The organism is Acidovorax sp. Root217 (genome assembly GCF_001428645.1).
Lineage (GTDB): Bacteria > Pseudomonadota > Gammaproteobacteria > Burkholderiales > Burkholderiaceae_C > Acidovorax.
The window spans coordinates 75,032-98,454 of the sequence record NZ_LMIH01000012.1 but is presented as its reverse complement, the minus strand read 5'-3'; the positions used below and the strand labels follow the sequence as shown (position 1 = coordinate 98,454).

Below are 23,423 nucleotides of genomic sequence, written 5' to 3'. Positions count from 1 at the left end.
CCTCATATAGCGGCCCAACCGCCTGCGCCAGCATTTCCATCCATGGCCACCTACGAACAACAGATGCCCCGGCGCGTTTACCCCCTGCGCGTGCTCGGCATGGGCCTGGGCGGTGTGGTGGTGGCGGTGGTGCTGTGGCAGCGCCAGGCATCCCTCCTCGCCTGGCTGGGCATGGTGTTGCCGTGCTTCGTATGGCCCCACCTGGCCTACCAGCTGTCACGGCGCAGCGCTGACCCGTACCGCGCCGAGATCCGCAACCTGCTCGCCGACTCGGCCCTGGCAGCGGCCCTGGTGCCGCTGATGCACTTCAGCCTGCTGCCCAGCGTGCTGCTGTGCACGCTGACCCTGGTGGACAAGATCACCACCGGCATCCGCGGCCTGTGGGCCCGGTCGATTCCGGCCATGCTCGCAGGGGGAGCAGCCAGCGCGGCGCTCACGGGCGTGCACTGGGCGCCCGAGAGCCCCCTGCCCATCATCCTGGCCTGTCTGCCGGTCATGGCATTGCACACCCTTTCGGTCAGCATGGTCAGCTACCGACTCATCCGCAAGGTGTCGCAGCAGAACCTGCTGCTCGACGAGCTGCGCCGCGTGGACACGCTGACGGGCCTGTACGGCCGTGGCCACTGGCAGGAGCAGGCCGAGGCCGCGCTGCGCCGCCACCACACGGGCCTGGACGCGGCCTGCATGCTGATGATGGACATCGACAATTTCAAGCAGATCAACGACCAGCACGGCCACACCGTGGGCGACGAGGTGATCCGCGCGGTGGCCCATGTGGTGCGCGGCAATGTGCGCGCAACGGACTGCGCGGGCCGCTATGGTGGCGATGAGTTCGCCATTCTCCTGGCCGGCATGGAAACGGCAGAGGCGGTGGCCGTGGCCGAACGCATCCGCGCGCAGACCGAGGCCATTCGCTTGCGCGACATGCCGGCGCTGCGCATGACCGCCAGCATCGGCGTGGCGGCCGCGCATACCCGGCACGGTGCGCTGCGTGCCTGGATGGATGCGGCCGACGCCGCGCTCTACGTGGCCAAGAACGCCGGGCGCAACCGCGTCACGGACAGCTCGACCGATGCGGGTTCCGCTGCGGCGCCGCAACCGGCCACCTCAGACAGCTGATACCGGCGGGCCTTCGGTGGCAGGCAGCCCAGATGCGCGCCGCAACAGGTAGATATCCATGAGCCAGCCATGCTGGGCGCGCGCCGCAGCGCGGGTGCGCTCGATGCGCGGGCCGGCCTCGGCCAGGGGGCCGCTGTCCAGCAGTTGCTGGGGCATGCCCAGGTAGGCGCCCCACCAGATGTGCAGGCCTTCGGGGGGCAATCCCATGAAGCTGCACTGCCCGTCGAGCATCACCACGGCTGTGTCCACGCCTGCAGGCCAGCCCTGCTCGCGCAGTTGCCGGCCGGTGGTCACCACGAAGGGCTGGCCAATGTCGTTGAGCGGCACCGCATGGGCGGCGGCCAGCGCCTGCACCGAGGTGATGCCGGCCACCACGTCCACACGCACCGGGGCGGGCTGCATGCGTGCCGCAATGCGCAGCGTGCTGTCGTACAAGGCCGGGTCTCCCCACACCAGCAGGGCGACGCGCAGGACCTTGGGCGCAGGCGCGTCGCCGGCAGCGGGCGCACCCAGGGCCTGAGCGATGGCGGCATGCCAGCAGCGGGCGATGGCAGCATGCCATTCGTCGACCTGGGCCAGGTAGTCGTCGCCCTGGCTGCGGCGCAGCGGCATGTCGAAACCGGCGATGCGCGGTGCGGGCGCCACCAGCACCTCGTCGCACAGCGACTGGCGCAGTGCGGCGAGTTCGGCCTTGTCCTCGCCCTTGTGCGGCAGCAGGATCAGATCGGCCGCGTTCATGGCCGTGGTGGCCTGGCGGGTGAGGTGGTCGGGGTTGCCCGTGCCGATGCCGATCAGCGTCAGCGCCACCGGCGGCAGACCTTGGAACGGACTGGTGCTCATGCCTTGGAGGCCTGGTCCAGCGGCTGGTCCCGGGCCGTGTCCAGCGCGGCGCCGGCAGGCATATCCACAGCCGGAAAACGCGGCGCCGTGCCCAGGGGCCGGTAGCGGCGGTCGTAGTCGGCGGCGTAGAGCCGGCTTTCGGCGAATGCCTCGGCTTGAAGACTGCGGCCCACCAGGATCAGCGCCGTGCGCTCCATGCTGGCGGCCACCGCCTGGGCCAGCCCGCCCACGGTGGTACGCACGACGGTTTCGTCGGGCCAGCTGGCGCGCCAGACGATGGCGGCCGGGCAGTCGGCGCCATAGTGCGGCAGCAGCTCGGCCTGCACCTTGTCGGCCAGGTGGATGGACAGATGGATGGCCAGCACCGCGCCCGTGGCGGCAAAGGCGGTCAGGTTCTCACCCTCTGGCATGGCAGTGGCCCGGCCCGAAGTGCGTGTCAGCACCACCGACTGGCACAGGCCGGGCAGCGTGAGCTCCGCGCCCAGCGCAGCGGCAGCGGCGGCAAAAGAGGGCACGCCCGGCGTCACGGTGTAGTCGATGCCTGCGGCGCGCAGGCGCCGCAGCTGCTCGCCCATGGCGGACCAGACCGACAGGTCGCCCGAGTGCAGGCGGGCCACGTCCTGGCCGCGCGCGTGGGCGGCGGATATCTCGGCCATGATGGCATCGAGGTCCATGGCCGCAGTGTTGACGATGTGCGCGCCTGGCGGGCAGTGCGCGAGCAGCTCGCGCGGGATCAGCGAGCCGGCGTACAGACAGACCGGGCAGCGGCCCATGAGGTCGCGCCCCCGCACGGTGATGAGGTCGGCGGCGCCAGGGCCGGCGCCGATGAAATGCACGGTCATGCCGTAGCTCCTTGGGTCAATGCAGCGGCACGGCCAGAGCCTGCCGCTGCCACACAACAATCGAGGGGGCCCGGGCGGCGCCGTGCCACAGCCAGTGTGGCGCTGCCATCCTCGGCCACCAGGCGGGGCACAAGCAACTGCGCCTGTGGCCCAGCGGCGGCCAGCGCAGCGGCTTCCGCCACGCTGCCCGTGCCATAGCGGGCCTGCAGGCGCGGCGACTGCGTGACCACGGGCTGGTGGCGCATGGGCTCCACCGGTACCGCAAGCACCGGGGCGGACGCAAGGCCCAGCCAGTCTGCCAGTGCCGGATGCGTGGCCTTGCCCTGCAGCACGGCCACGGCGCAAAAGCAGTCCGCTTGTCCGGGCAACAGGGCTTGCGCCCGCAGCCACAGCGCCTGCAAGGCGGCAGGCGTGGCCTGGGCCCGCAGGCCCACTCCGACCACCAGGCAGGCATGCACGGGGGCGGCAATACCAGCTTGGGGTAGCAGCGCCGTCACGGCTGCCAGCTCCATTGCACCAGCGGGCGCGCGGCCTTCCAGCTGCGCATGCGCCCCAGCGGTTCGGCGCTCGACAGCTCCAGCCGCAGCAACTGGCCACCATGGTCCGCCTGCAACTGCACCAGCAGGGCCTCGGTCTCGAGGGTCACGGCATTGACCACCAGCCGGCAGCCGGTGGGCATCAAGGCCCGCAAGGCGGCAAACAGAGCGGCATCAAAGCCGCCGCCGACAAACACCGCCTGGGGTGGCGCCAGCCCCTGGAGCGCATCGGGCGCCAGGCCGTGCACCACCTGCAGCGCCGGCTGCAGGCCGAACCGCGCCGCATTGCTGTGGATGTTGTCCACTCGCGCCGCATGCTGCTCCACGCTGCTGGCCAGGCCGCCAGCCAGGCACCACTCCACCGCCACGGAGCCCGAGCCCCCGCCGATGTCCCACAGCCGCTCGCCGCGCCGGGGCGCCAGGGCGGCCAGCGTCAGCGCCCGGGCCGGGGCCTTGGTGATCTGGCCGTCGTGCGCATACCAGCCGTCGGCACGCCCGGGCACCTGGGGCAAGGCGGGGCCGCCAGCGGCCCGCAGGGCGACAGCCACCGGGGCCTGGGCAGGGTCGGCTGCCAGCACGGCCTCGGCCTCGTGCGCCCGCAGTGTGCGGCAGCGCTCGCGCGGCCCCCCCACGGACTCCATCACCCACAGCGTGCTCGCGCCCCAGCCCTCTTGCGTGAGCCAGCCCGCCAGCTCGGCCACGGCGGAGCCATCGCGCAGCAGCACGATGCACTGCCCACCCGGCGCCAGGCGCGGCAGCAACTGCTGCAGCGGGCTGGCGTGCAGGCCCAGGCAGTCGGTGGCCTCCAGGCGCCAGCCCAGGCGGGCCGCCACCAGCGAGAATGTCGAGGGCTGCGCGTGGCAGCGCCATTCGTGCGGTGCCAGGTGCACCGCCAGGCTGCCGCCCGCACCGAACCAGAACGGGTCGCCCGAGGCGAGCACCACCACGCGCTGCCCGCGCAGGGCAAGCACGGGGGCGGTGTCGAACGGCACGGGCCAGGGGCGGCCGCGATCGCCGGCCTGCGCCAGCGCCAGGTGGCGCGGGCCGCCGACAATCACCTGGGCCTGGTCGATGGCCCGGCGCGCGGCCGGTGCCAACCCGTCCAGTCCCTCCTCGTTCAGGCCCACCAATGTCAACCACGGATCAGCCATGACGCATGTTCTCCTGCTGGGCGGCACCAGCGGCGCCAGCCAATTGGCGCAGGCCCTGCAACAGGCGCGGATACCTGCCGTGTTTTCCTATGCAGGGGCCACGCAGGCCCCCGTGGCGCAGCCCGTGCCCACGCGCTGCGGCGGGTATGGCGGCGTGCAGGGGCTCGCACAGTTCATTCGCGGCCAGGGCATCACCCACGTGGTGGATGCCACCCACCCCTTTGCCGCACAGATGAGCCGCAACGCCTGCGCTGCCTGCGAGGCCACCGGAACGCCGCTGCTGGCGCTGGAACGCGCACCCTGGCAGGCCGAGGCCACAGACCGCTGGGTGGACGTGCCTGACATGGCTGCGGCCGCACAGGCGCTGCCCCACGAGCCTGCCCGGGTTTTTCTCGCCATAGGGCGCAAGCAGTTGGATGCCTTTGCCGGCCAAGCCCGGCACCATTACCTGCTGCGCCTGGTGGACGCACCTGCTCCGGGCAGCCTGCCGCTGGCCGACACCACGGTGGTGCTGGGCCGCGGCCCCTTCAGCGCCGGGCACGACCAGGCAATGCTGCAGGCCCATGGCATCACCTGGCTGGTGGCCAAGAACGCCGGGGGCGAGGCCACGCGCGGCAAGCTGCTGGCCGCCCGCGCCCTGGGGTTGCCGGTGGTGATGGTGCAGCGCCCGCCGCTGCCGCCGCGCCCACGCACCGAGGAGGTGGACGCCGTGCTGCACTGGATCGCTCATGGCATGCTGCCCGGGGCGCCTGGCGCGGCGGCCTCCAGCCCATAGAAGCGCGGGGTGTAGACCCAGCGCCCCACCTGCCGCGTGGTGCTGTTGCCCACCAGCACCACGGTGCGCATGTCGGCCATCTCGGGCGCGGCGTCGGCCAGCGTGCACACGTGCAGCGCCTCGTCGGGGGTGGACACGGCGCGCGCAAAGACCATCAACCGCGTGGACTCGCAGTGCGCGCGCAGCAAGGCCAGCAGGCGCACGAAGCCCTCGGGCCGGCTGCGCGAACGCGGGTTGTAGAACGCCATGGCGAAGTCGGCCTCGGCCGCCAGTTGTACGCGCCGGGCGATCACTGGCCAGGGCTTGAGGTTGTCCGAGAGGTTGATGCAGCAAAAGTCATGGCCCAGCGGCGCACCGGCGCGCGCCGCTGCGGCCAGCATGGCGGTGATGCCGGGCAGCACCTGCACATCCAGCGCCTGCCAGGCGGCGGCCTGCGCGGGCGGCGCCTGCTCGATGGCCTCGAACACGGCTGCGGCCATGGCGAACACCCCCGGGTCGCCGGAGGACACCACCACCACCTGACGCCCCTGCGCGGCCAAGGCCAGCGCCTGGCGTGCCCGGTCCAGCTCCACCCGGTTGTCCGATGCATGCCAGACCACAGCGGCCGTTCCACCGCGCTCCTGCAAAAAGGCGCGGGCCCGCTCCACATACGGCAGATAGCCCACCACGTCGGTCGCGGCCTGCAGGGAGGCGGCCACTTCGGGCGTGACCTGCGCGAGGGCCCCGGGCCCTAGGCCCGCCACGGTCAGGCGGCCGGTGGTCTGGCCCGGGCTCACCAGGCGGCCTCCGGCCGGCGGCCCTGGCCATGCACCAGCACAATGGCGAAGTAGGGGCAGGCCTCGTCGCTCACCTCGGTCAATTTGGCCACCTGCTGGCTGGCCGTGGTGCCGTTCTGCACCAGCCAGGCGGCACCGAGCCGGCCTGTGCGTTGCAGGGCCCGGCGGATGCGCGGCAGATTGCGCCCCACCTTCATCACCACCAGGGCGTCAGCGGTCTGCATGCGCCGCACCAGTTCGTCCTCGGGCAGGGTGCCGGTCATCACGCTGAGCACATCGTCGCCCCAGGTGATGGGCTCGCCCGTGGCGTGCCAGCAGCCCACCATGCCGGGAATGCCGGGCACCACCTCCAGGCGCACGGCGGCGCGCTCACGCAGCCGGGTGTACAGGTGCATGAACGAGCCGTAAAGGAAGGGGTCGCCTTCGCAGAGCACCACCACCTGCTCGGTGCGGGCCAGCGTTTCCAGGCGGGTGCACCAGTCGTCGTAGAACGCCGCGAGCTGGGCCACGTACTGCGGGCTGTCCACGGGCAGCTCGGTGGTCACGGGGTACTCCATGGGGTATTCGGTGGCCGCCGGTGCCAGCAGGCCGTCCACCACCTGGCGGGCCTTGCCGGGGCGCCCCTTCTTGCGGAAGAAGGCCACGTGGCGTGCGCCGCGCACCAGCCGGTCGGCCTTGACCGACATCAGTTCCGGATCACCGGGGCCCAGGCCCACGCAGACGACGCCGGGCGCGGCCTTCACGGCCTCCATCGCCTCACTCGGCATGGCTGGCCAGGGCGTTGATGGCGGCCACGGTCATGGCCGAGCCCCCCAGGCGGCCGCGCACGACCATGCAGGGCACGGGCAGGTCCTGCATCAGCGCCTCCTTGGATTCCATGGCGCCGACAAAGCCCACCGGGCAACCGATGATCGCCGCCGGGCGCGGGCAGCCGGGTTGCTGCAGCATGTTGAGCAGGTGGAACAGTGCGGTGGGAGCATTGCCGATGGCCACGATTGCGCCCGCCAGGTCGGGCCGCCACAGCTCTACTGCGGCCGCGCTGCGGGTGGTGCCCATTTCCTGGGCCAGCGCCGCCACGCGTTCATCCTGCAGCGTGCAGAGCACCCGGTTGTGCGCGGGCAGGCGCTTGCGGGTGATGCCCTCGCTGACCATGCGCACATCGCACAGCACCGGGGCACCATTGCGCAGCGCCTGCTCGGCCGCCTCGGCCATGCCGGGCGAAAACTCCACATGGGGCGCCAGTTCGACCATGCCAGCGGCATGGACCATGCGCACCACGACGCGCTCCTCGGTGGGGGTAAAGCGGTCCAGGGACGCCTCGCGGCGGATGGTGGCAAAAGACTGCCGATAGATCTCGGCGCCATCGGTTTCGTAGCGGTGAACCATTAATTCTTTTCAAACAACAAGCCTGGATTGTCTTGCAGTGCGGACAGCCCCACGCGGTCGAGCGCCTCGTCGGCGGCCCGCCCATGCCGCACCAGCGAGAAAACCGGTTCGCCCAGAGTGGGCTCAGCGCGCAGCGTCACCGTGGCCGGGGCCTGGCGCGCGCAGCCCTTGGCGCAGCCCGAAACATGCAGATGGTCCTGCGGCGGCACCTGCGGCGCAAGCGCCAAGGCCAGCGCCTGCGTGGGTGCCTGGGCCTGGGGGCACCCAGGGGCGCCCGTGCACGCCGAAACGCGCAACCGCGCATCCTCGGGGTCGGTCACCCAATCGGCGACCGTGTCCAGGCCGGCGGCATGCCAGAAGCCCGGCAGCCCCTTGGCCTGTGCGCCGGATTCGATCAACAGCATGCGCCAGGGGGTCACCCGCAACCCGGACGCATGACCACGCAGGGCCCCCACCAGCCGGGCCAGTGCCGGTGCCGGCAACCGGCCCAAAGGGGCCCCCACCAAGGCGCCGATACCGGGCAGCAGGCAGGGCGCCGGGCCGGGCCGGTTTGGGTCTGCGTGGTGGCGGGCGGTGGCCGGGACCCAGCCCACGCCTGGGGGCAGGCCCGGTGGCCAGGGGGCTGCCGGTGTGGCGACAGCCAGCAGGCGCTCCAGTTCGCCGGCATGTGCCGCCAGGCGCCCCGGTCGCTCCCCGGCTGTGCGCTGCCCGAGGCAATGCGAGGCAAACCACCGCGCCAGCGCGAGCCCCGCAGCGGCGGCATCCACGGGGCCCGCTGCGGCCAGGACCCAGGGCAGACCATCGGGCTGAACCCGCCAGGCAGGGGGGTGGGCACCCGGCACCCTTTGCATGCGGATGTCGGCGGACACCGTCTGCAGCCAGGGGGAATGGCCGCCGTCGATGGCCCAGCCGAATTTGGCGGGCAGCGCACCCAGGTGGTCCGCCTGGGCCAGCCCTTGCAGCAGCACCGTCGCCAGCACCTCCACACCATCGCCGGGCTGGCGCAACGGATCCACCACCACATTGCGCAGGCGTTCGCGCTGCACGTCGGCGTCCAGCAGCCCGCAGCCCGCCAGGGCCCGAAGCACGGCCGCATGCCGCGCAGGGTCCACGCCACGCAACTGCACATTGGCGCGGCTGGAAAGCTCCAGGATGCCCGCCCCGTGCGTGCGGGCCAGGCGGGCCAGCCGCCACGCCTGGTGCAGGGTCAGCCGCCCCATGGGCGGGCGCACACGCACCACCAGCCCATCGCCCGAGACCATGGGTTGCCAGGCACCGGGGCACCAGCCCTGGACTTGCGGGGTGTGCAGGGCTTTGCGGGCGCCGGAGTCCTGGTTCGGCATGCCTGGGACGGTCAAGGCAGCGGCCATTCCAGGCGAACCTGGCAGCCCTCGCCCGGCGTACCGGCGGCCGTGATCTGCGCGCCGTGGCGCTGCGCGATCACGCGGCACAGAGCCAGGCCCGTGCCCACGCCCTCGAACTCCGTCTCGCGGTGCAGGCGCTGGAACACGCCAAACAGCGATCCCGCGCGCGCAGGGTCGAAACCCACGCCGTTGTCGCGCACGCTCACGGCCACGCGGCCACCCGCCAGCGGCTCGGCACCGATGTGGATGTGCGCCACCGCCCGGCCGCGCGTGAATTTGAGCGCGTTGCCCAGCACCTGCACCAGCAGTTCCCGCAGCAGCCCGGCGTCGGCATCGAGGGCGGGCAGATCGGGCGCCAGGTGCCACTGCACGTCGCGCCCGGCCTCGGCCGCAGCCAGGTCCGTGCGTGCCTGGGCCACGGCATCGGCCAGCGCAATGGTGGCGCAGTGCAGCGGCGCGCGCGTGGCCCGCGTGATGGCCAGCAGGCCGTCGATCATGAGCCCCATGCGCCGGGCCGACTGGTCCATGGTGGCCAGAAAGCCCAGGGCCTCCTGCAACTCGGGCGCCTGCGCCACGTCGGCCGGCAGATCCCCCAGCACCTCGCGCACCAGGGTACCGTAGGAGGTCACGTGGCGCAGCGGCGCGCGCAGGTCGTGCGAGACGGCGCGCAGAAACTCCTCCTGCGCGGCGGACATGTCGGCCACCTGCTGCTGGCTGCGGGCCAGCTCGGCGCGCAGGGCCTCCACGGTCTGGCGGGTGTCGTCGTCGCTCATGGCCCGGGCCTCCTGCTCAGCTCATGTCTTGGGCTGCTTCGTGGGGCGATGCCAGTTGGCGATCGCCACCTGCTTGCCACGCGCTACGCCCAGCGAACCGGGCGGCACGTCCTTGGTGATGGTGGAGCCGCCACCCACCGTGGCACCTGCGCCGATGGTGACGGGCGCCACCAGCACGCAATTGCTACCGATGTGCACGTCGGCTTCGATCACCGTGCGGTGCTTGTTGGAACCGTCGTAGTTGGCGGTGATGGCGCCAGCGCCGTAGTTCACGCGCTCGCCCACCGTGGCATCGCCCAGATAGGCCAGGTGGTTGGCCTTGGCGCCATCGGCCAGGGTGGAGTTCTTCACCTCCACGAAGTTGCCGATGTGGACCTCGCGGCCCAGTTGGGCGCCCGGGCGCAGGCGCGCGAAGGGGCCGATGAGTGCGCCCTCGCCCACGCTGGCGCCGAGTTTCTCGCCATCGATGTGGGTGTAGGGGTGGATCACCGCGCCTGCGGCAATGCGCGCATTGGCAATGCAGCAGTTGGCGCCGATCTGCACGCCCTCGCCCAGTTCCACACGGCCGGTGAAGAGGCAGTTGGCGTCGATCTCCACGTCCTGCCCGCACACCAGTTCGCCGCGCACGCCGGTGCGCACGTCGTCGCGCAGGTCGAAGCGGGCCGGGTCGGCCAGGCGCACGCCCTGCTCCAGCAGAGCCCGGGCCTGGCGTTGCTGGTGGGCGCGCTCGAGCTCGGCCAGTTGCAGCGGGCTGTTCACGCCGGCCACCTGCAGGGCATCGGTGATGCTGTGGGCCACCACGGGCACGCCATCGGCCACGGCCATGGCGACGATGTCGGTCAGGTAGTACTCGCCCTGGGCGTTGTCGTTGGTCAGGCGCGCCAGCCACGGGGCCAGCCGCCGCGCGGGCACGGCCATGATGCCACTGTAGACCTCGGCGATGGCGCGCTGTGCCTCGCTCGCGTCCTTGTGCTCGACGATGCCCTGCACGGCGCCGGAGCCGGAGCCGTTGCGCACGATGCGGCCATAGCCCGTGGGGTCGGGCAAGGTGACGGTGAGCAGTGCCAGTTTTTCGCCGCCGCCGGCCGCCACCAGCGCGCGCAAGGTGTCGGCCTCGGTGAGCGGCACGTCGCCCGAGAGCACCACCACCGTGCCATCGTCGCGCAGGTGCGGCACGGCCTGCTGTACGGCATGGCCGGTGCCCAGCTGCGGCTCCTGCCGCACGAATACCAGCTTTGCGCCACCTGCAGCGGCCTGGTGGGTAGCGGCCTCCACCTCGGCAGCGCCGTGGCCAGTGATCACGGTGGCGCTGCGCGCCTGCAGGTGGGCCGCCTGGTCCAGCACATGGTGCAGCAGCGGTCGCCCGCCCAGGCGCTGCAGCACCTTGGGGAGGCGGCTTTTCATGCGCGTGCCCTTGCCGGCCGCCATGATGAGGATGTCGAGTTGCGTCATGGAAATTGAAAATTGGGCCTGCGCACCAGGTGGCGTGCAGGCACCGGGATTATCGGCTGCGCCGCGCCAGGGCTGCGCCTGCGCGCCTACAACAGAGGCAGCAGGCGCGGCGGCGTGTCGTAATACTCGGCGATGCGTTCAAGCGCACGGGTATTGAGCAGGCGCAACCGCCCATTCTTGAGCTCGTGCAGACCGAGCAGCGCGAGCCGGCGCAGGGTCTTGTTGGTGTGCACCAGCGACAGGCCCAGTGCATCGGCAATGTGCTGCTGGTTGAGCGGGAAGGCCACCGTGCCTGCGGCATCGACCAGGCCCACACGGTCAAGCCGACGGTACAGGTGCATGAGCAGCATGGCCACGCGCTCGGTGGCATTGCGCCGGCCGTTGGTCAGAAGGTTGTCGTCCATATGGCTCTCCTCGTGCGCAGCCAGCCAGGTGACGTCGTAACCCAGGCGCGGGTGCTCGGCGAACACCGCCCACAGGCTGTCGTTCTGGAAAACGCACAGTGCGCAATCCGTGAGCGCCTCGACGCCATGCGCCGACAGGTCGCCGAACTCCTGCTGCAGACCCACCAGATCTCCAGGCAGCAGAAAGTTCAGGATCTGGCGGCGCCCATCGCTCAGCGTCTTGTAGCGAAATGCCCAGCCCGAGTAGAGCGTGAACAGGCGGGCGTTGACCTGTCCCTCGTGCACCAGGGCGCCGCCGGCCGGTACCGACAGCGTGGCAGAGCGAAAGCTTTCGATGAAATCCAGCAACTGCGGCTCCACGGGCGTGAAGGCGCCGGTCTTGCGCAGGCGGCATTCATGGCATTTCGGCGGGCATGCCGGGGGTTGCAGGGTGGCATTCATCGTGGCGCCATTTTAGGTAGCCGGCCGCCACCTGGCGCGCCGGCCGGCATGCATTTTTGAGGATGTTGGGCCCGCACCATGGTCCCTGCAGCCCTTGCAGGGTGGGGGATTTTGCTATGTCTTTTGACATTGCGCGTCTGTCGGCGGCGCCCTACATTGCGCCGCACCTATGACACCAGCCCACAGCCTGTACGAAGCCCTGTACGTGAGTACCCTGGCACCCGATCAACCCCTGAGCGTGGTCGCAGAGATTGCCGGCCATGCCCGCGCTAAGAATGCCCGCCTGGGCATCACCGGCCTGCTGGTCTTCGACGGCATGCGTTTTTGCCAGCAACTGGAAGGCACACAGAAGGAAGTGCTCAAGCTCACCGAGCGCATCCGCAACGATCCGCGCCACACCGGGGTGGAGGTTGTGCACCATGGGCTGCTGGCCGAGCGGCGGTTTCACCAGTTCAGCCTGGCCTTCACGTCGGTGGACGATACCGAGGCGCTGGCGCGGCTGGAACGAATGGATGGCGAAGCGGCCCTGGCCGCCTTCGAAGCCCTGCGCAGCGAACTGGAGCTGTAGCCAACCCGGCCGCTTCTTCTGGCCAGCGGTCAGCTGCGCAGCGGGCTGCCCGCGATGCCGTGAAGCCAGTGCAGTTGCCGGGGCAGGCACACCTTGCGCAGATCAAAGTTACCCTGAGCGAACAACCGGGCATTCCCGCCCAGACGCGCTCGCGCGCCCGCGTCGTCCAATAGCGCGCACACCTCCTGGGCCAATTGCCCAGGGTCAAAGAAATCGAAGAGCCGCCCGGTCTCGTCGTGCACCACCGCCTCCCAGACCGGGGCGGTATCACTGGCAACGATGGCACAGCCCACACTCATCGCCTCCAGCAGACTCCAGCTGAGCACGTAGGGGTAGGTGAGGTAGACATGCACGCTGCTGATCTGGAGCACCGACACGAAATCCGCATGGGACAGGCGCCCCAGGAAATGGACGCGCGCCATGCCCTGCGGCCCCAGGGCGTCGCGGACCTCGTCCAGGAAAATCTGCTTCCAGCTGCGCGCCCCGAACCGGGCAGGATCGGGCCTGGGACCGTAGCTGACGCCATCACCGCCGACGACAAGAACACGCGCGTGCGGCCGGCGCTGCAGGATCTCCGGCAGGGCCCGCATGAACCGGTGGTAGCCGCGCAATGGCTCCAGATCGCGGCTGACGAATGTGATGACCTCATCGGTCTTTCGGATGGTCACCTTTTCAGAGGGCGTGGAGAACGCCAGGGCGACCGCCGGATTCGGCACCAGCAGGTCCGTGTCGATGCCATCGTGAATGACGGCAATGCGATCTCTCATGGGCGAGGGAAACCCGTCCGCTTGCCACCGGGTCGGCGAGATACCGGCGTCCGCCAGATCAAAATGCAGCAGGTTGTTGAAATTCTTTGCGCGCATGCGGGCACGGGGAAACGGCCCATCGGGAAACTCCGGGTCAACCCCGACATCTGCGCCATGCGCCTGGTAGAAAAATTCGCAATAGATCGCCAGCCTGGCATCGGGCCAGACCTCCTTGACGAACAGGCTCTCGCCCCAACCCGGATGGGCGATGACCACATCGGGGTGGAACCCCTGGCGCTGCAATTCCAGGCAGGCCCGGAAAGCGGCCTCGCCACGCACGAGTTTCGTTTCCGTGTCGACCAGCCAAGGATGGATGCCGGGTGTCGACTGGCGTGAAGGCATGTAGGGAACCATCCTCACCCCCTTTCCACGACGCCTGCCCTCCTGTGGCAGCCGGCGTCATGGTCAAGGCCAGCACCTCGTGCCCCTGCGATGCCAGGGCAGGTGCCAGGTGCTGGAACTGTCCGGGAAAATTCTGGTGAATGAAGAGGATTTTCATCAGGGGGAGTGGGCGAGTGCCAAGTGTTTCATCTCAACTGCATACGGCAGCTTTTCATTCAGGCAATGTAGATCAGAAATAAAAAGCCCCCGCACTTCTCGCAAAGAGCGGGGGCCCAGGAACCCGGCAGGTAGCGCCAACAAAAAAGAGCCGCAGCGCCTGTGAACCAGGCAGCAGCAGCTCTCTCTTTTACGTCGCACCACCACCTGCGTGGTGGTCACCAACACCCATCAGGCGCAGCAGGGGGCTCCATCCGACGAGGGCAGGCTGGCCACGCCCAGTGCACGGCGCCACCAGGCAGGTGCGGAGCGAGGGGCCAGGCCGGTCCAGCGGTACTGCAGGCGCTGGCGGCCCAGCGTCTCCACCACTGCGTGCTGGCCGGCGGCCACCCACAGCGTCTGGCCGGCCTGCAGGAAGACGTCTCCAGCCGCCTCGCGGCTGGCACCGTGCGGGCCGTCGTCCAACGTCACCCAGGCCTGGCCTTCGGTAATGCGCAGGGCCCGGGGTGTGCGGGGCGTGAAGCTGATGGCTGCGCCAGCCTTGAGCGTGCAGACGTCCTTGGCCGCAACGCGGCCCGAGGCGCTGGAAGCTTGCAATTGCAGAACATTCGATGCGGTCATGGTTTTCTCCTGGTAAACCCTATAGGCCTCTATGGTGCACCTGTGCTTGCGGTGCGTCCAATGAATTGCAAGGCCCTGATTGATTCAACTTCGGCATCAATCGACAAAACGGCCGGATACCGGTGCCGGCCTGTCCTCCTCAGGCGGGCATGCGCGCACGCTGGGTCGCTACCCGATGCAGAGCAAACCGCACCAGGCCGGCAACCAGCCGGCCGCTGGCACCCAGGGTGGCGGCCACCGCCGACCCCACGGCCCGCCCGCCCTGGCCAAGCGCGCAGACCAGGTCACGCAGCGGTTGCGCCACGCCAAGCTCCCAGTCCAGCGCCGGATCAGCAGCCGGGCGGGTGGCTGGCACGCTGTCCCAGCAGAAGGCCACGGCACTGGGGGCGCCCCCCCGCAGGTACCAGGACTCCATCACCACCTGCTGGCCAGGCTCGATGACCAGGGACTGGCCCCGGACCAGAACCATGTCCTGCGCGCCCTGATCCGTGTGGCCGGGCCTTGCGCCGACCGCAAGCCACACCCGGCCCTGCGAAATTTCAAGCACACTGCGCTCACGCGGGTTCAATGTGATGGCGCGGCCCGCGTCCAGCTTCCAGCTTCCGGCCAACACGCGGCCGGCCGTGGGGGCGATGGCGGATTGTTGCGATTCCAGAACGGTGCGGGACGACATGGTGGGCTCCTTGGTGCTTGAAAAAACGTTGTAGAGCCTGGATGATCCGCCTGTAGCGGTCTTCGGTCCAATGAAAACGCGGTACGCTATTGATGCCACCAACGCATGAATGAACATTCACACCCCGCATGCAGAACGCCGAGAACACCCCCGCCCTTTCGCGCACCCGCCCAGTGGCTGTCGGCCACTGGCGGGCTTTTCTGGCCGTGGCCCGGCACCTGAACTTCCGCGCCGCAGCCGATGAACTCGCCCTGACCCAATCGGCCGTGAGCCGCCAGATCCAGTCCCTGGAGGACGAAGTGGGCGTGCCCCTGTTCCTGCGCCACACGCGCGCGGTGGAGCTGACCAGCGCCGGCGCCCAGTTGCAGCGTGCGGTGGCGCCTGCGCTTGAGCGCATGGATGCCTCGGTGCGCCTGGTGCGCCAGACGGCCGGGCGCAAGAGCGTGGCCATCAGCACCTGGGCCAGCTTCGCATCGATGTGGCTGATTCCGCGCATGGAAGAGTTCCAGCGCGACAACCCGGGCATCGACATCCGCATCGACGCCACCGATGTGCCCGTGGATCTGGAAACCTCCGACGTGGACCTGGCGCTGCGCTACAGCCTGCCCGGAACGCTGCCGCCCGGCGCGGTGCGCCTGTGCGGCGAGCAACTGGCCATCGTGGCCAGCCCCTGGCTCATCAAAAGCAACCCGCCGGTGCGTACACCCGCCGACGTGGCCCGCTTCACCCTGATCGAGGCGGGGGACGCGCACCGCAGCCAGCACCTCGAATGGCTCAGCTGGCAGCGCTGGTTCGAGAACCAGGGCCACCCCAAGCTGCAGCCCCAGCGCTGGCTGTACTTCAACTACGCCCACCAGATCGTGCAGGCGGCCCTGAGCGGTCAGGGCCTGGCGCTGGCGCGCATGCCGCTGATTGCCGATGCCCTGGCTGCGGGCGACCTGGTGGAACTGCTGCCCAACCACCGGCTGGACTCACCCCTGGCCTACTGGCTGCTGGTCGGGCCGCGCAGCGCGCAGCGCCCGGAGATCAAGGCCTTTTGCGCCTGGCTGGAGATACAGGCGCAGGCCACCCGCGAGGCCGTGGGCGAAGTTCCCGACCCGGACACGCAGGACGACCTGGACTGATCCAGTTTCCGGCAGGCCCTGCCCCGCTGGCAACCATCACCAGGCAGGGTTGCCAACAGGGCAAGGCACACCGGAAATCAGGCCAGTGTGCTGAAGTCCACGTTGGTGAAGCCGGGGATGGCCACCTCGCCGGGCCGGTTGCCATTGCGCTGCAGCGCCTCGATCACATAGTCGGCCACGCAGTTCACCAGCAGTTGCTGCGGGTCTTCCATGATGCGGCGCAGGCGCGCCACGCAGGCGGCCTGGTCATCGAGGCCATGGATGGGCGGCATGTCCTGCGCCGTGGCTGGCGAGAACACATAGGCGGGGTGGTTGGCGAACATCTGGCGAGACACTTCCACGCTGGTGCGGGTGTGCATCCAGAGCTTGCGGTAGCTCACCTCCAGGCTGGCCAGCGCAGCCGTGTCGTTGAACTGGTCCACCGAGAACCCTGGCGCGTGCGGCGCCACGTAGAGGCGGTCGGCCGGCATCTGGCCGTCGCTCACCCGCCAGACCAGGTTGCACATGCTGTTGGACGACCAGGTCACTCCGGCCGTGGGCCGGCCCGACTGGCCGCTGACCAGCACCATCACCCGCGCCCAATCGATGCCGCTGCCGCGCAGCCAGGCGCCGATGCGGTAGGCGATGTCGACATAGGCCAGCCCGAAGGTGGCGAACATGATGGCGTTCATCGACACGGGCGACACCGCAGCCGGCGGGTCGAGGTACTGCACCACGAGCGCATCAAAGTCCATCAGCGAGGCATCGGCCAGCGCGCGCTGGATGTAGGCCTCGGTGGTGGAAAGCGTGTAATGCACCATGGCCACGATCTTCGCCTCCTGGCCCGCGAAGGCGTCCAGGTTCACATGCTGGCGCCACATGCCCTCGGTGTTGGCCGCCCGCACCCGGGCGATGTGCGGCAGCAGGCCTTGCAGCTGTGTGCGCCATGCCAGATCATCGGGCGCCAGCTCGCGGCGGCGCGCCACGTAGGCCAAGGCCAGCGGCAGGTGGGAGACCGCCGTGAGTTCGATGAAGCCGCGCGTGGACTTGCGAAAGCTCTCCAGGCGCGGCGCAGCGCCGCGCCCCGGAAACAGGGCGATGTCCGACGCGGCGGAGACGAGAAGCGGGCTGTCGGCGCGCTGCTCAAGCATCATCGCGGTGAGTTGTGGGCCAATGGCATCGGGCCCACCGGTGAAGGCATGGAACAGGCCCGCAAAGTCGGATTGGGGTTGGTACATGGTGGCTTGTCGTGGTGGTACGGACTGGTGAACCTGCTGTCACGTATGCAGAATTTGGTAGATGCGGCTGTCGGTGCGAAAGTGCAGCGAGCCGCTCAGGCTGTTGGCCACGGCCAGGTACGGAACACCGCCCACCGTGAAGGCCGCCGCATCGGTTCCGCCCGAGGTATCGAACGAATGCACGGGCGCCAGCCCATCGCCCTGCCAGCGGTAGATGACCGACTGCAACTCGGGGATCGGGGCCTCGCGGCTACCGTGGATGAAGTTGACCTGCACCAGGTGGCCGCCATCGGCACCGGCCCGGGCGGGCAACCACGCGAACTCGCGCCCGCCCGGCCCGCTCAGGTGCTGGTAGGCCGCAAACTGCGCGCCGTTCCAGCGCAGCAGCCAGGTTTCGCCCAGCAGGTTGGCAAACACCAGCCAGTCGGCACCCGACGCATGGAAGTGGCAGAAGGCCCGGCCACTGGTGCCTTCGAGCACCTGCAGCGTCTCGAACGCCGTGCCGCTCCAGGCCAGCAGGCGCGAGGGCGCGATGTGGTCGGCATACGCCAGCAGCGTGCGGCCCTGCACCTCGAACGCCAGCCAGTTGTAGCCCCAGGCCGATTCCACGGTCTGGAACGGTACGAAGCGCTCGCCATCCCATTCGAAGAGGATGGACTGCGCCGCCCCGTCCACGGGCGCTCCATGCCCGGCTGCCCCTTGCGCCAGCGCCAGGAAATGCCGCCCCTGCACGCCAAAGAAGTGCCACTGCTTGGCCGCCGTGCCCACGATCTGCTGGAAGGGCTCGAAACGGCCGTTCACGAATTCGTAGATCACCGAAGGCGGCGACATGTCGTAGGGCCCATGGCCGCTGCGCAGACTGGCCGTGGCCAGGAAGTGGCGACCGTCCAGCGTGAAGAATTCGGCGTCCTCGCCGCCTGGCACGGGCAGGCGCTGGAACTCGGTGAAGCCCGTGGCCTCCCAGCGGTAGACCCACAGATCAACGTCGCTGTCGCCCGCGCCCATTCCGGGGGCGGTGCCAGGTATGTCCTCGGACAGCTGGGCAACCGCCAGGTACTGCACGCCATGGATGGTGAAGGGCTCGACGGCGCGCGCGGCGCTGGTGGGCAGGCGCTGGATTTCGCGCAGGGCGATGGCGGAGGACGGGTTCATCATGGCTGGAAATCGTAAAGGCGGGCAGGGTTGTCGCTCAGGAGGCGGTTGCGGCGTGCTTCGTCGGGCACCCACTCGCCCAGCAGATTGAGCAGGGCGCCGGTGTCCATCTGCCCGTTGGGAATATGCGGCCAGTCGCTGCCCCAGATGGTGCGCTCGGGAAGCGCATCCACGATGGCCTGGGCATAGGGCAAGAGGCGCGCGTAATTGCCATCCTTGGCGATGCGGTAGGGGCCGGAGAGCTTCATCCAGCCGCTGCCGCCGGCCACGGCGGCGATCAGGCGGTCGAAGTCGGTGCGCGTGAGGCCATCGCTCTCCAGCATGTAGCCCATGTGGTCGATGACGAAGTCAGAGGCGATGTCCGGCATCGCCGGGATCAGGTCGCGCACCACGGTGCCCGGTGTATAGAACTGCAGGTGCCAGCCAAAAGGACGCACGCGCTCGGCGCTGCGCTGGATGTAGTCCACGATCTGTGCGATGGGCCACTGCGCGCGCAGGAACAGATCAAGCCGCAGGGCACGCACGCCGCGCTGGTGCATGGCCTGCAGGGTCTCGTCGTCCACCGAGTCTTCGACCATGGCCACGCCGCGCGCGCGACCGCCCAGCTCATCGAGGGCGTCGAGCATGCAGGAGTTGTCCGTGCCGTAGAAGCTGGGCTGCACGATGGCAAAACGGGCAAGGCCCAGGCCGCGCGTCATGCGCTCGAGCATGGGGGCCGGGCCCTCGGGCAGGGTGTAGTGGGGCTGCGCCACATGCGGGTAGCGGTCCACCGGGCCGAAGACGTGCACATGGCTGTCGCAGGCGCCGGCCGGCATGGCAAAGGCGGGGCGCGACAAGGTGTCCGCATCGCGGGTGGGGGTGGGAACGAGGATCTCGGAAGCCATGAATCGGAACCATTCAGTCAGGAGAGGGTTGCAAAAGCCTGTGCCGCGCGGGCCTGCGCGGCAGCAAGAAGAAGATCGGTGTCAATGGCCGTCATGAGCAGCGGCGCCGCGCCCAGGCGCACCAGCTCGGCGCTGTAGGCCGCGTCGCTGATGCCGCCGATGGCCAGGGGCTTGCCGGCGGCGCGGCAGGCGGCGAGTGCGGCTTCGTGCGCGGCGCGCACGGCCGGGTCGCGGAAGTCGCCAGGCACGCCCAGCTCGGCGCTGAGGTCGTTGGTGCCGATGGCCAGCAGGCCCACGCCAGGCACGGCCGCGATCTCGGCCATATTGCGGATGCCCAGCGGGCTCTCGACCAGCACCTTGACCAGCGTGGCCTGGTCGGCTGCGCGGTACAGGGTGTCGGCAGGCATGCGGCGGTACTGCACCAGGGGCAGCGTACCGATGGCCGAGCGGTGGCCGTGGGGCGCAAAGCGGCAGGCGGCCACAATGTCCGCCGCCTGCGCAGCCGTTTCCACGCGGGGCGCAATGATGCCCATGGCCCCCGCATCGAGCAGGCGCCCGATCACGCCGTACTCGCGCTCGGGCACGCGCACCAGCGGCATGATGCCGATGTCCAGCGCGCAGGCGCAGATCTGCCCGGCCACGTCGATGGGCATGGTGCTGTGCTCCAGGTCCACCCAGATCACTTCATGGCCACTGGCCTTGGCCAGTCGGGCGATCTCGGGCGTGCGCGCGCCACGCACACCAAAGGCGGCCACAGGGTGGCCGTTGGTGAGCCGGTCGATCAGCCAGGGAGCGCCCGCAACAGGGGTCAGGGGGGGAAGGGGGTGGGCGGACATGGGCGCGGGTTCTCTCTGGCGTTCAGTTGATGACGATCTTCTTGGCCTTGATCAGGCGCTCCATCGACTGCGACTCGCGCGCGATGTTGGCCTGCATCTGCGCGGGGGTGAGGGTCAGCACCTCGTTGCCGGTCTCGTGCAGGGCATTGACGATCTGCGGGTCCTTGGAAGCGGCCTCCAGCGCCTTGCGCATGCGCTCGATGACCCCTGGGGGCGTGCCAGCCGGCGCCCAGATGCCGATCCAGGTGAACAGCTCCAGGCCTGGGTAGAGCTCGGACAGCGTGGGCACGTCAGGTTGGGTGGCGCTGCGCTTGTCGCCCGTGTAGGCCAGCGCGCGCAGCTTGCCCGAGCGGATGTTGGGCAGGGCCGACGAGGCCGGCTCCCAGCCCACGTCGAGCTGGCCGCTCATCAGGTCGGGCATGGCGCTTTGCTTGTAGGCGATCTGCACCATGTCGATGCCTGCCGCATCCTGCAAGAGCTCCATCCCCAGGTTGGCCGTGCTCGCCGGCCCGTAGGTGGCGTAGTTGAGGCTGCCGGGCTTCTGCCTGGCAATGGCGACCAGGTCGCGCAGCGACTTGCCGGTGAACGACTGGCTGGCCACCACGAAGGAGCCCCCGCGGAACAGCGCCGCCACGGGTACCAGGTCCTTCTCGGCGTTGTAGGGCAGCTTGGCCATCAGGTGCGGCACCGTGGTGATGGGCAGGCTGGTGGAAAACAGGAAGGTCTGACCGTTGGGCGCGGCCTTGGCCACCGCATCGGTGCCCAGCGTGCTGGAAGCGCCCGGGCGGTTCTCGACCACCACGGCGGCCGAGAGCAGCTTGGACAGGCGGTCGGCATACAGGCGCGCAAAGGCGTCGGACCCGACCCCCACCGGGGTGGGCGTGACCAGGCGCACCGGCCCAGTGGGCCAGTCCGGCGTGGATTGGGCATGCGCCTGACCCGTGCAGGCCAGGGCGGCAGCGGCGACGATGCCAAGAAGAGCGTTGCGCTTGTGCATGGTGTGAAGCTCCTTTGCCAGGTCAGAAGTTGTGCGAGATGCCGAACTGCAGGCCCGAGGCATTGCCGCCCGGCGCCGCCTCGGGGGCCTCGCTGGTCATGAAGGCCGCGTTGCCCCGGTTCTGGATGCGCGAGTACGCACCGTAAAGTGCCGTGCGCTTGCTCAGCGCATGCACGTAGCCCACGGCGATCTGGCGCGCGCCATCGCCCGCCACCGCAGCGCCGCGCGCCTTGGCCTCGGCCACCGACAAGCGCACGGTACCCACCTCCCCCACAGGCACCGTAGCGCCCAGCAGCCAGTTCGCGTGCTTGGTACCCTGGGCGCGCTGGTCCAGCCAGTAGCCCATGAGCTTGACCATGCCGAAGTTGTACGAGCCGCCGATGTTGGCCACCTTGCTGGTCTGCCCCTTGGCCGGAGTTTCGCCGTAGGCCACGGCCACGTCCACCGGACCGGAGGCATAGCCCAGACGGGCACCGGCATACCGTGCGCCATCGGCCCCTTCGGCCGCAGCCACCATGGCCTGGCCATAGACGCCACCCAGGTTGCGCGGCAGCAGGTAGCCGAGCGAGTTGGCCGAGCGCACGAAGGTGCGCGCCCCACCGGTGCCGAAGGGCCAGCCCTCGATGATGTTGGCCGAGCCGCCGACGCCCACGGTGCCGAAGGGCGCGAACTGGGAAACGTTCCAGAACGTGGGCGCATAGTCGCGCCCCAAACGCACCTCACCCCAGGTGGTGCTGGACAGGCTCACGGTGGAGCGGCGGTGGAACAGGGCCGAGCCCTCGAGCGCGCCGGAGTCGGGCAGCAATTGGGCTTCGAGCCAGAAGTGGGCCGCCAGCCCGCCACCGAGGTCTTCCTTGCCGCGAAACCCCAGCCGACTGGGCACCAGGTTGCCGCCCGAGGACATGGACGTCACCGATGCCCCGCCCGCCTTGGCATGGGTCACGTTGAGGTCCAGGGTGCCGAAGATGGTCACACCGCTCTGGGCATGGGCGGAGCCCAGCGCGCAGGCCGCAAGGCAGGTGACGCCTGCGAGGCGGAGGAACGATGGGGTGGTGCGGGCCGGATGAACATGGCTCGCCTTCCGGGCGGATGGCTTTGGGGGGTTCAACTTTGTCTCCTGGTTATAGGTGTCCGCATCGCATGGCGGCTACGGCAGGAGGAATGCTAAGTTTGGCGATCAATATCTGGAAATACTGTTTTTGAATTGATATCAATATCTACTAGGTATAAATTCCAGCATCCCCCCTTTGCCCATTGCAGGAGTTCCCCATGGAAATGCGCCATCTGCGCTACTTCGTGGCCGTTGCCGAAGAGCTGAACTTCACGCGTGCAGCCCTGCGCTTGCACATGGCCCAGCCCCCGCTGAGCACCCAGATCCGCGCACTGGAGGAGGAGATCGGTGCCGAACTCTTCGTGCGCGACACGCGGCGGGTCTACCTCACCCAGGCCGGCAAGGAGTTGCTGGTGCGGGCCCGTGCCATCCTGGCCGCCGCACAGGAGGCCACCGAGGCGGCTCGCAGTGCCTCGGCCGGCATCTTCGGGCGCATTGCGCTCGGTGTCACAGCCTCGGCCATGTTCACCGAGCGCCTGCCGCGTGCGCTGCGCGGCTTTGGCCAGAGCCACGGGCACGTGGAGATCGACCTGCAGGAGATGGCCTCCGTGGCCCAGTTGGCGGCGCTGTACGAGCGCGAACTGGACGTGGGCATCCTGCGCAAGCCCGACGCACGCCCGCCGGACGGCGTGCATCTGGAGCAGTGGTACCGCGCGCCCCTGGTGGCGGCCATTCCCCGGGGCCACGCGCTCACCCGGCAAGACACCGTGGGCATGGTCGACCTGCGCCACGAGGCCTTGATCACCTATCCGCGCGACGCCGGCATCGGCCTGTACTGGCCGGTGATGCAGCTGTGCGCCCAGGCGGGCTTCCGCCCCCGCGTGGTGCGCGAGGCGCGCGAGCCGGCGTTCATGATCGGCCTAGTCGCCGCCGGCCTGGGCATTGCCATCGTGCCGCAGGACACCCGCTGCATCGGCCTCGAAGGGGTGGACTACAAGCCCATCACGGAGCGCGATGCAGCGTCCACCCTGTACCTGGCCTACCGCACGGCAGAAACCGACCCGCACACCCTGGCCATGCTGGCCACGCTGCGCACGGTGGCCAGCGCCCCATGAAAAACGCCCCGCCGACGTGAGC

Annotated in this window: 25 protein-coding genes; 5 read left to right on the top strand and 20 right to left on the bottom strand. The window is 69.6% G+C overall.

Annotated elements, in window-relative coordinates:
* The first annotated feature begins 42 nt into the window (after window positions 1-42).
* A complete protein-coding gene (locus tag ASE31_RS10600; RefSeq protein ID WP_057201618.1) occupies window positions 43-1,119 on the top strand; it encodes a GGDEF domain-containing protein in 1,077 nt (358 codons plus the stop codon).
* Here ASE31_RS10600 and cobF read toward each other — a convergent pair.
* Genes cobF through ASE31_RS10580 form a run of 4 tightly spaced genes read right to left on the bottom strand, consistent with a single transcriptional unit; the run spans window position 1,108 to window position 4,488 of the window.
* Window positions 1,108-1,959, bottom strand: coding sequence for a precorrin-6A synthase (deacetylating) (cobF, locus tag ASE31_RS10595; protein WP_057201617.1), 852 nt, complete (start codon window positions 1,957-1,959; stop codon window positions 1,108-1,110). The genes ASE31_RS10600 and cobF overlap by 12 nt on opposite strands.
* Entirely contained in the window at window positions 1,956-2,801 is an 846-nt protein-coding gene (cobM, locus tag ASE31_RS10590; protein ID WP_057201616.1) for a precorrin-4 C(11)-methyltransferase, read from the bottom strand. The genes cobF and cobM overlap by 4 nt, the downstream gene beginning before the upstream one ends.
* Window positions 2,798-3,298, bottom strand: a complete 501-nt coding sequence (locus ASE31_RS10585; protein ID WP_235514404.1) for a cobalamin biosynthesis protein — start codon at window positions 3,296-3,298, stop codon at window positions 2,798-2,800. Before ASE31_RS10585 ends, cobM begins: the two co-directional genes overlap by 4 nt.
* Complete coding sequence (locus ASE31_RS10580) at window positions 3,295-4,488, bottom strand: bifunctional cobalt-precorrin-7 (C(5))-methyltransferase/cobalt-precorrin-6B (C(15))-methyltransferase (RefSeq protein WP_057201614.1); 1,194 nt, start codon at window positions 4,486-4,488, stop codon at window positions 3,295-3,297. The genes ASE31_RS10585 and ASE31_RS10580 overlap by 4 nt, the downstream gene beginning before the upstream one ends.
* On the opposite strand from ASE31_RS10580, the gene ASE31_RS10575 reads away from it, so the two are divergent.
* Window positions 4,487-5,263 carry a cobalt-precorrin-6A reductase gene (locus tag ASE31_RS10575; RefSeq protein ID WP_057201613.1) on the top strand — a complete coding sequence of 259 codons (777 nt, stop codon included), beginning with the start codon at window positions 4,487-4,489 and terminating at the stop codon, window positions 5,261-5,263. The two genes, ASE31_RS10580 and ASE31_RS10575, sit on opposite strands and share 2 nt — an antisense overlap.
* Here ASE31_RS10575 and cobJ read toward each other — a convergent pair.
* From cobJ to ASE31_RS10540, 7 genes are all read right to left on the bottom strand, one after another.
* A complete protein-coding gene (gene cobJ / locus ASE31_RS10570; protein WP_057201612.1) occupies window positions 5,215-6,039 on the bottom strand; it encodes a precorrin-3B C(17)-methyltransferase in 825 nt (274 codons plus the stop codon). The genes ASE31_RS10575 and cobJ overlap by 49 nt on opposite strands.
* Window positions 6,036-6,806 (bottom strand): precorrin-2 C(20)-methyltransferase, encoded by a 771-nt coding sequence (gene cobI, locus ASE31_RS10565; protein ID WP_235514403.1) that lies wholly within the window; start codon window positions 6,804-6,806, stop codon window positions 6,036-6,038. The genes cobJ and cobI overlap by 4 nt, the downstream gene beginning before the upstream one ends.
* The gene (locus ASE31_RS10560) at window positions 6,796-7,425 is read right to left on the bottom strand and encodes a precorrin-8X methylmutase (RefSeq protein WP_057201610.1); all 630 of its coding nucleotides are present in this window, start codon (window positions 7,423-7,425) and stop codon (window positions 6,796-6,798) included. The genes cobI and ASE31_RS10560 overlap by 11 nt, the downstream gene beginning before the upstream one ends.
* A complete protein-coding gene (gene cobG / locus ASE31_RS10555) occupies window positions 7,425-8,768 on the bottom strand; it encodes a precorrin-3B synthase (protein ID WP_235514400.1) in 1,344 nt (447 codons plus the stop codon). Before cobG ends, ASE31_RS10560 begins: the two co-directional genes overlap by 1 nt.
* A gap of 11 nt (window positions 8,769-8,779) precedes the next feature.
* A complete protein-coding gene (locus ASE31_RS10550) occupies window positions 8,780-9,562 on the bottom strand; it encodes an ATP-binding protein (protein WP_057201609.1) in 783 nt (260 codons plus the stop codon).
* Between the two features lie 21 nt (window positions 9,563-9,583).
* Complete coding sequence (glmU, locus tag ASE31_RS10545; RefSeq protein ID WP_057201608.1) at window positions 9,584-11,014, bottom strand: bifunctional UDP-N-acetylglucosamine diphosphorylase/glucosamine-1-phosphate N-acetyltransferase GlmU; 1,431 nt, start codon at window positions 11,012-11,014, stop codon at window positions 9,584-9,586.
* Between the two features lie 86 nt (window positions 11,015-11,100).
* Complete coding sequence (locus ASE31_RS10540; protein ID WP_057201607.1) at window positions 11,101-11,859, bottom strand: Crp/Fnr family transcriptional regulator; 759 nt, start codon at window positions 11,857-11,859, stop codon at window positions 11,101-11,103.
* Window positions 11,860-12,028: 169 nt separating this feature from the next.
* Between ASE31_RS10540 and ASE31_RS10535 the strand changes: the two genes are divergently transcribed.
* Window positions 12,029-12,427, top strand: coding sequence for a BLUF domain-containing protein (locus ASE31_RS10535; protein WP_057201606.1), 399 nt, complete (start codon window positions 12,029-12,031; stop codon window positions 12,425-12,427).
* A 29-nt stretch (window positions 12,428-12,456) separates the two neighbouring features.
* On the opposite strand, the gene ASE31_RS10530 is transcribed toward ASE31_RS10535, so the two are convergent.
* The 3 genes from ASE31_RS10530 to ASE31_RS10520 form a co-directional block, all read right to left on the bottom strand.
* On the bottom strand, window positions 12,457-13,575 hold the full coding sequence (locus ASE31_RS10530; RefSeq protein WP_235514396.1) for a glycosyltransferase: 1,119 nt from the start codon (window positions 13,573-13,575) through the stop codon (window positions 12,457-12,459).
* Window positions 13,576-13,962: 387 nt separating this feature from the next.
* The gene (locus ASE31_RS10525; RefSeq protein WP_057201605.1) at window positions 13,963-14,352 is read right to left on the bottom strand and encodes a DUF2917 domain-containing protein; all 390 of its coding nucleotides are present in this window, start codon (window positions 14,350-14,352) and stop codon (window positions 13,963-13,965) included.
* 139 nt (window positions 14,353-14,491) lie between these two features.
* Window positions 14,492-15,025, bottom strand: coding sequence for a DUF2917 domain-containing protein (locus ASE31_RS10520; RefSeq protein ID WP_057201604.1), 534 nt, complete (start codon window positions 15,023-15,025; stop codon window positions 14,492-14,494).
* Between the two features lie 128 nt (window positions 15,026-15,153).
* On the opposite strand from ASE31_RS10520, the gene ASE31_RS10515 reads away from it, so the two are divergent.
* Window positions 15,154-16,149 (top strand): LysR substrate-binding domain-containing protein, encoded by a 996-nt coding sequence (locus tag ASE31_RS10515; protein WP_057201603.1) that lies wholly within the window; start codon window positions 15,154-15,156, stop codon window positions 16,147-16,149.
* A 77-nt stretch (window positions 16,150-16,226) separates the two neighbouring features.
* Here the strand turns inward: ASE31_RS10515 and ASE31_RS10510 are convergent, their stop codons facing one another.
* Genes ASE31_RS10510 through ASE31_RS10485 form a run of 6 tightly spaced genes read right to left on the bottom strand, consistent with a single transcriptional unit; the run spans window position 16,227 to window position 22,343 of the window.
* Window positions 16,227-17,366, bottom strand: a complete 1,140-nt coding sequence (locus ASE31_RS10510; RefSeq protein WP_057201602.1) for a DUF5624 domain-containing protein — start codon at window positions 17,364-17,366, stop codon at window positions 16,227-16,229.
* A gap of 39 nt (window positions 17,367-17,405) precedes the next feature.
* Window positions 17,406-18,518, bottom strand: a complete 1,113-nt coding sequence (locus tag ASE31_RS10505) for a hypothetical protein (RefSeq protein WP_057201601.1) — start codon at window positions 18,516-18,518, stop codon at window positions 17,406-17,408.
* Complete coding sequence (locus ASE31_RS10500) at window positions 18,518-19,402, bottom strand: amidohydrolase family protein (protein WP_057201600.1); 885 nt, start codon at window positions 19,400-19,402, stop codon at window positions 18,518-18,520. The genes ASE31_RS10505 and ASE31_RS10500 overlap by 1 nt, the downstream gene beginning before the upstream one ends.
* A gap of 17 nt (window positions 19,403-19,419) precedes the next feature.
* Complete coding sequence (locus tag ASE31_RS10495) at window positions 19,420-20,238, bottom strand: HpcH/HpaI aldolase/citrate lyase family protein (RefSeq protein ID WP_057201599.1); 819 nt, start codon at window positions 20,236-20,238, stop codon at window positions 19,420-19,422.
* Window positions 20,239-20,260: 22 nt separating this feature from the next.
* Window positions 20,261-21,235, bottom strand: coding sequence for a tripartite tricarboxylate transporter substrate binding protein (locus ASE31_RS10490; protein ID WP_057201598.1), 975 nt, complete (start codon window positions 21,233-21,235; stop codon window positions 20,261-20,263).
* A 22-nt stretch (window positions 21,236-21,257) separates the two neighbouring features.
* Window positions 21,258-22,343 carry a porin gene (locus tag ASE31_RS10485; protein WP_057201597.1) on the bottom strand — a complete coding sequence of 362 codons (1,086 nt, stop codon included), beginning with the start codon at window positions 22,341-22,343 and terminating at the stop codon, window positions 21,258-21,260.
* A gap of 161 nt (window positions 22,344-22,504) precedes the next feature.
* Here ASE31_RS10485 and ASE31_RS10480 point away from each other — a divergent pair, with 161 nt between their 5' ends.
* On the top strand, window positions 22,505-23,401 hold the full coding sequence (locus tag ASE31_RS10480; RefSeq protein ID WP_057201596.1) for a LysR substrate-binding domain-containing protein: 897 nt from the start codon (window positions 22,505-22,507) through the stop codon (window positions 23,399-23,401).
* Window positions 23,402-23,423 lie beyond the last annotated feature (22 nt).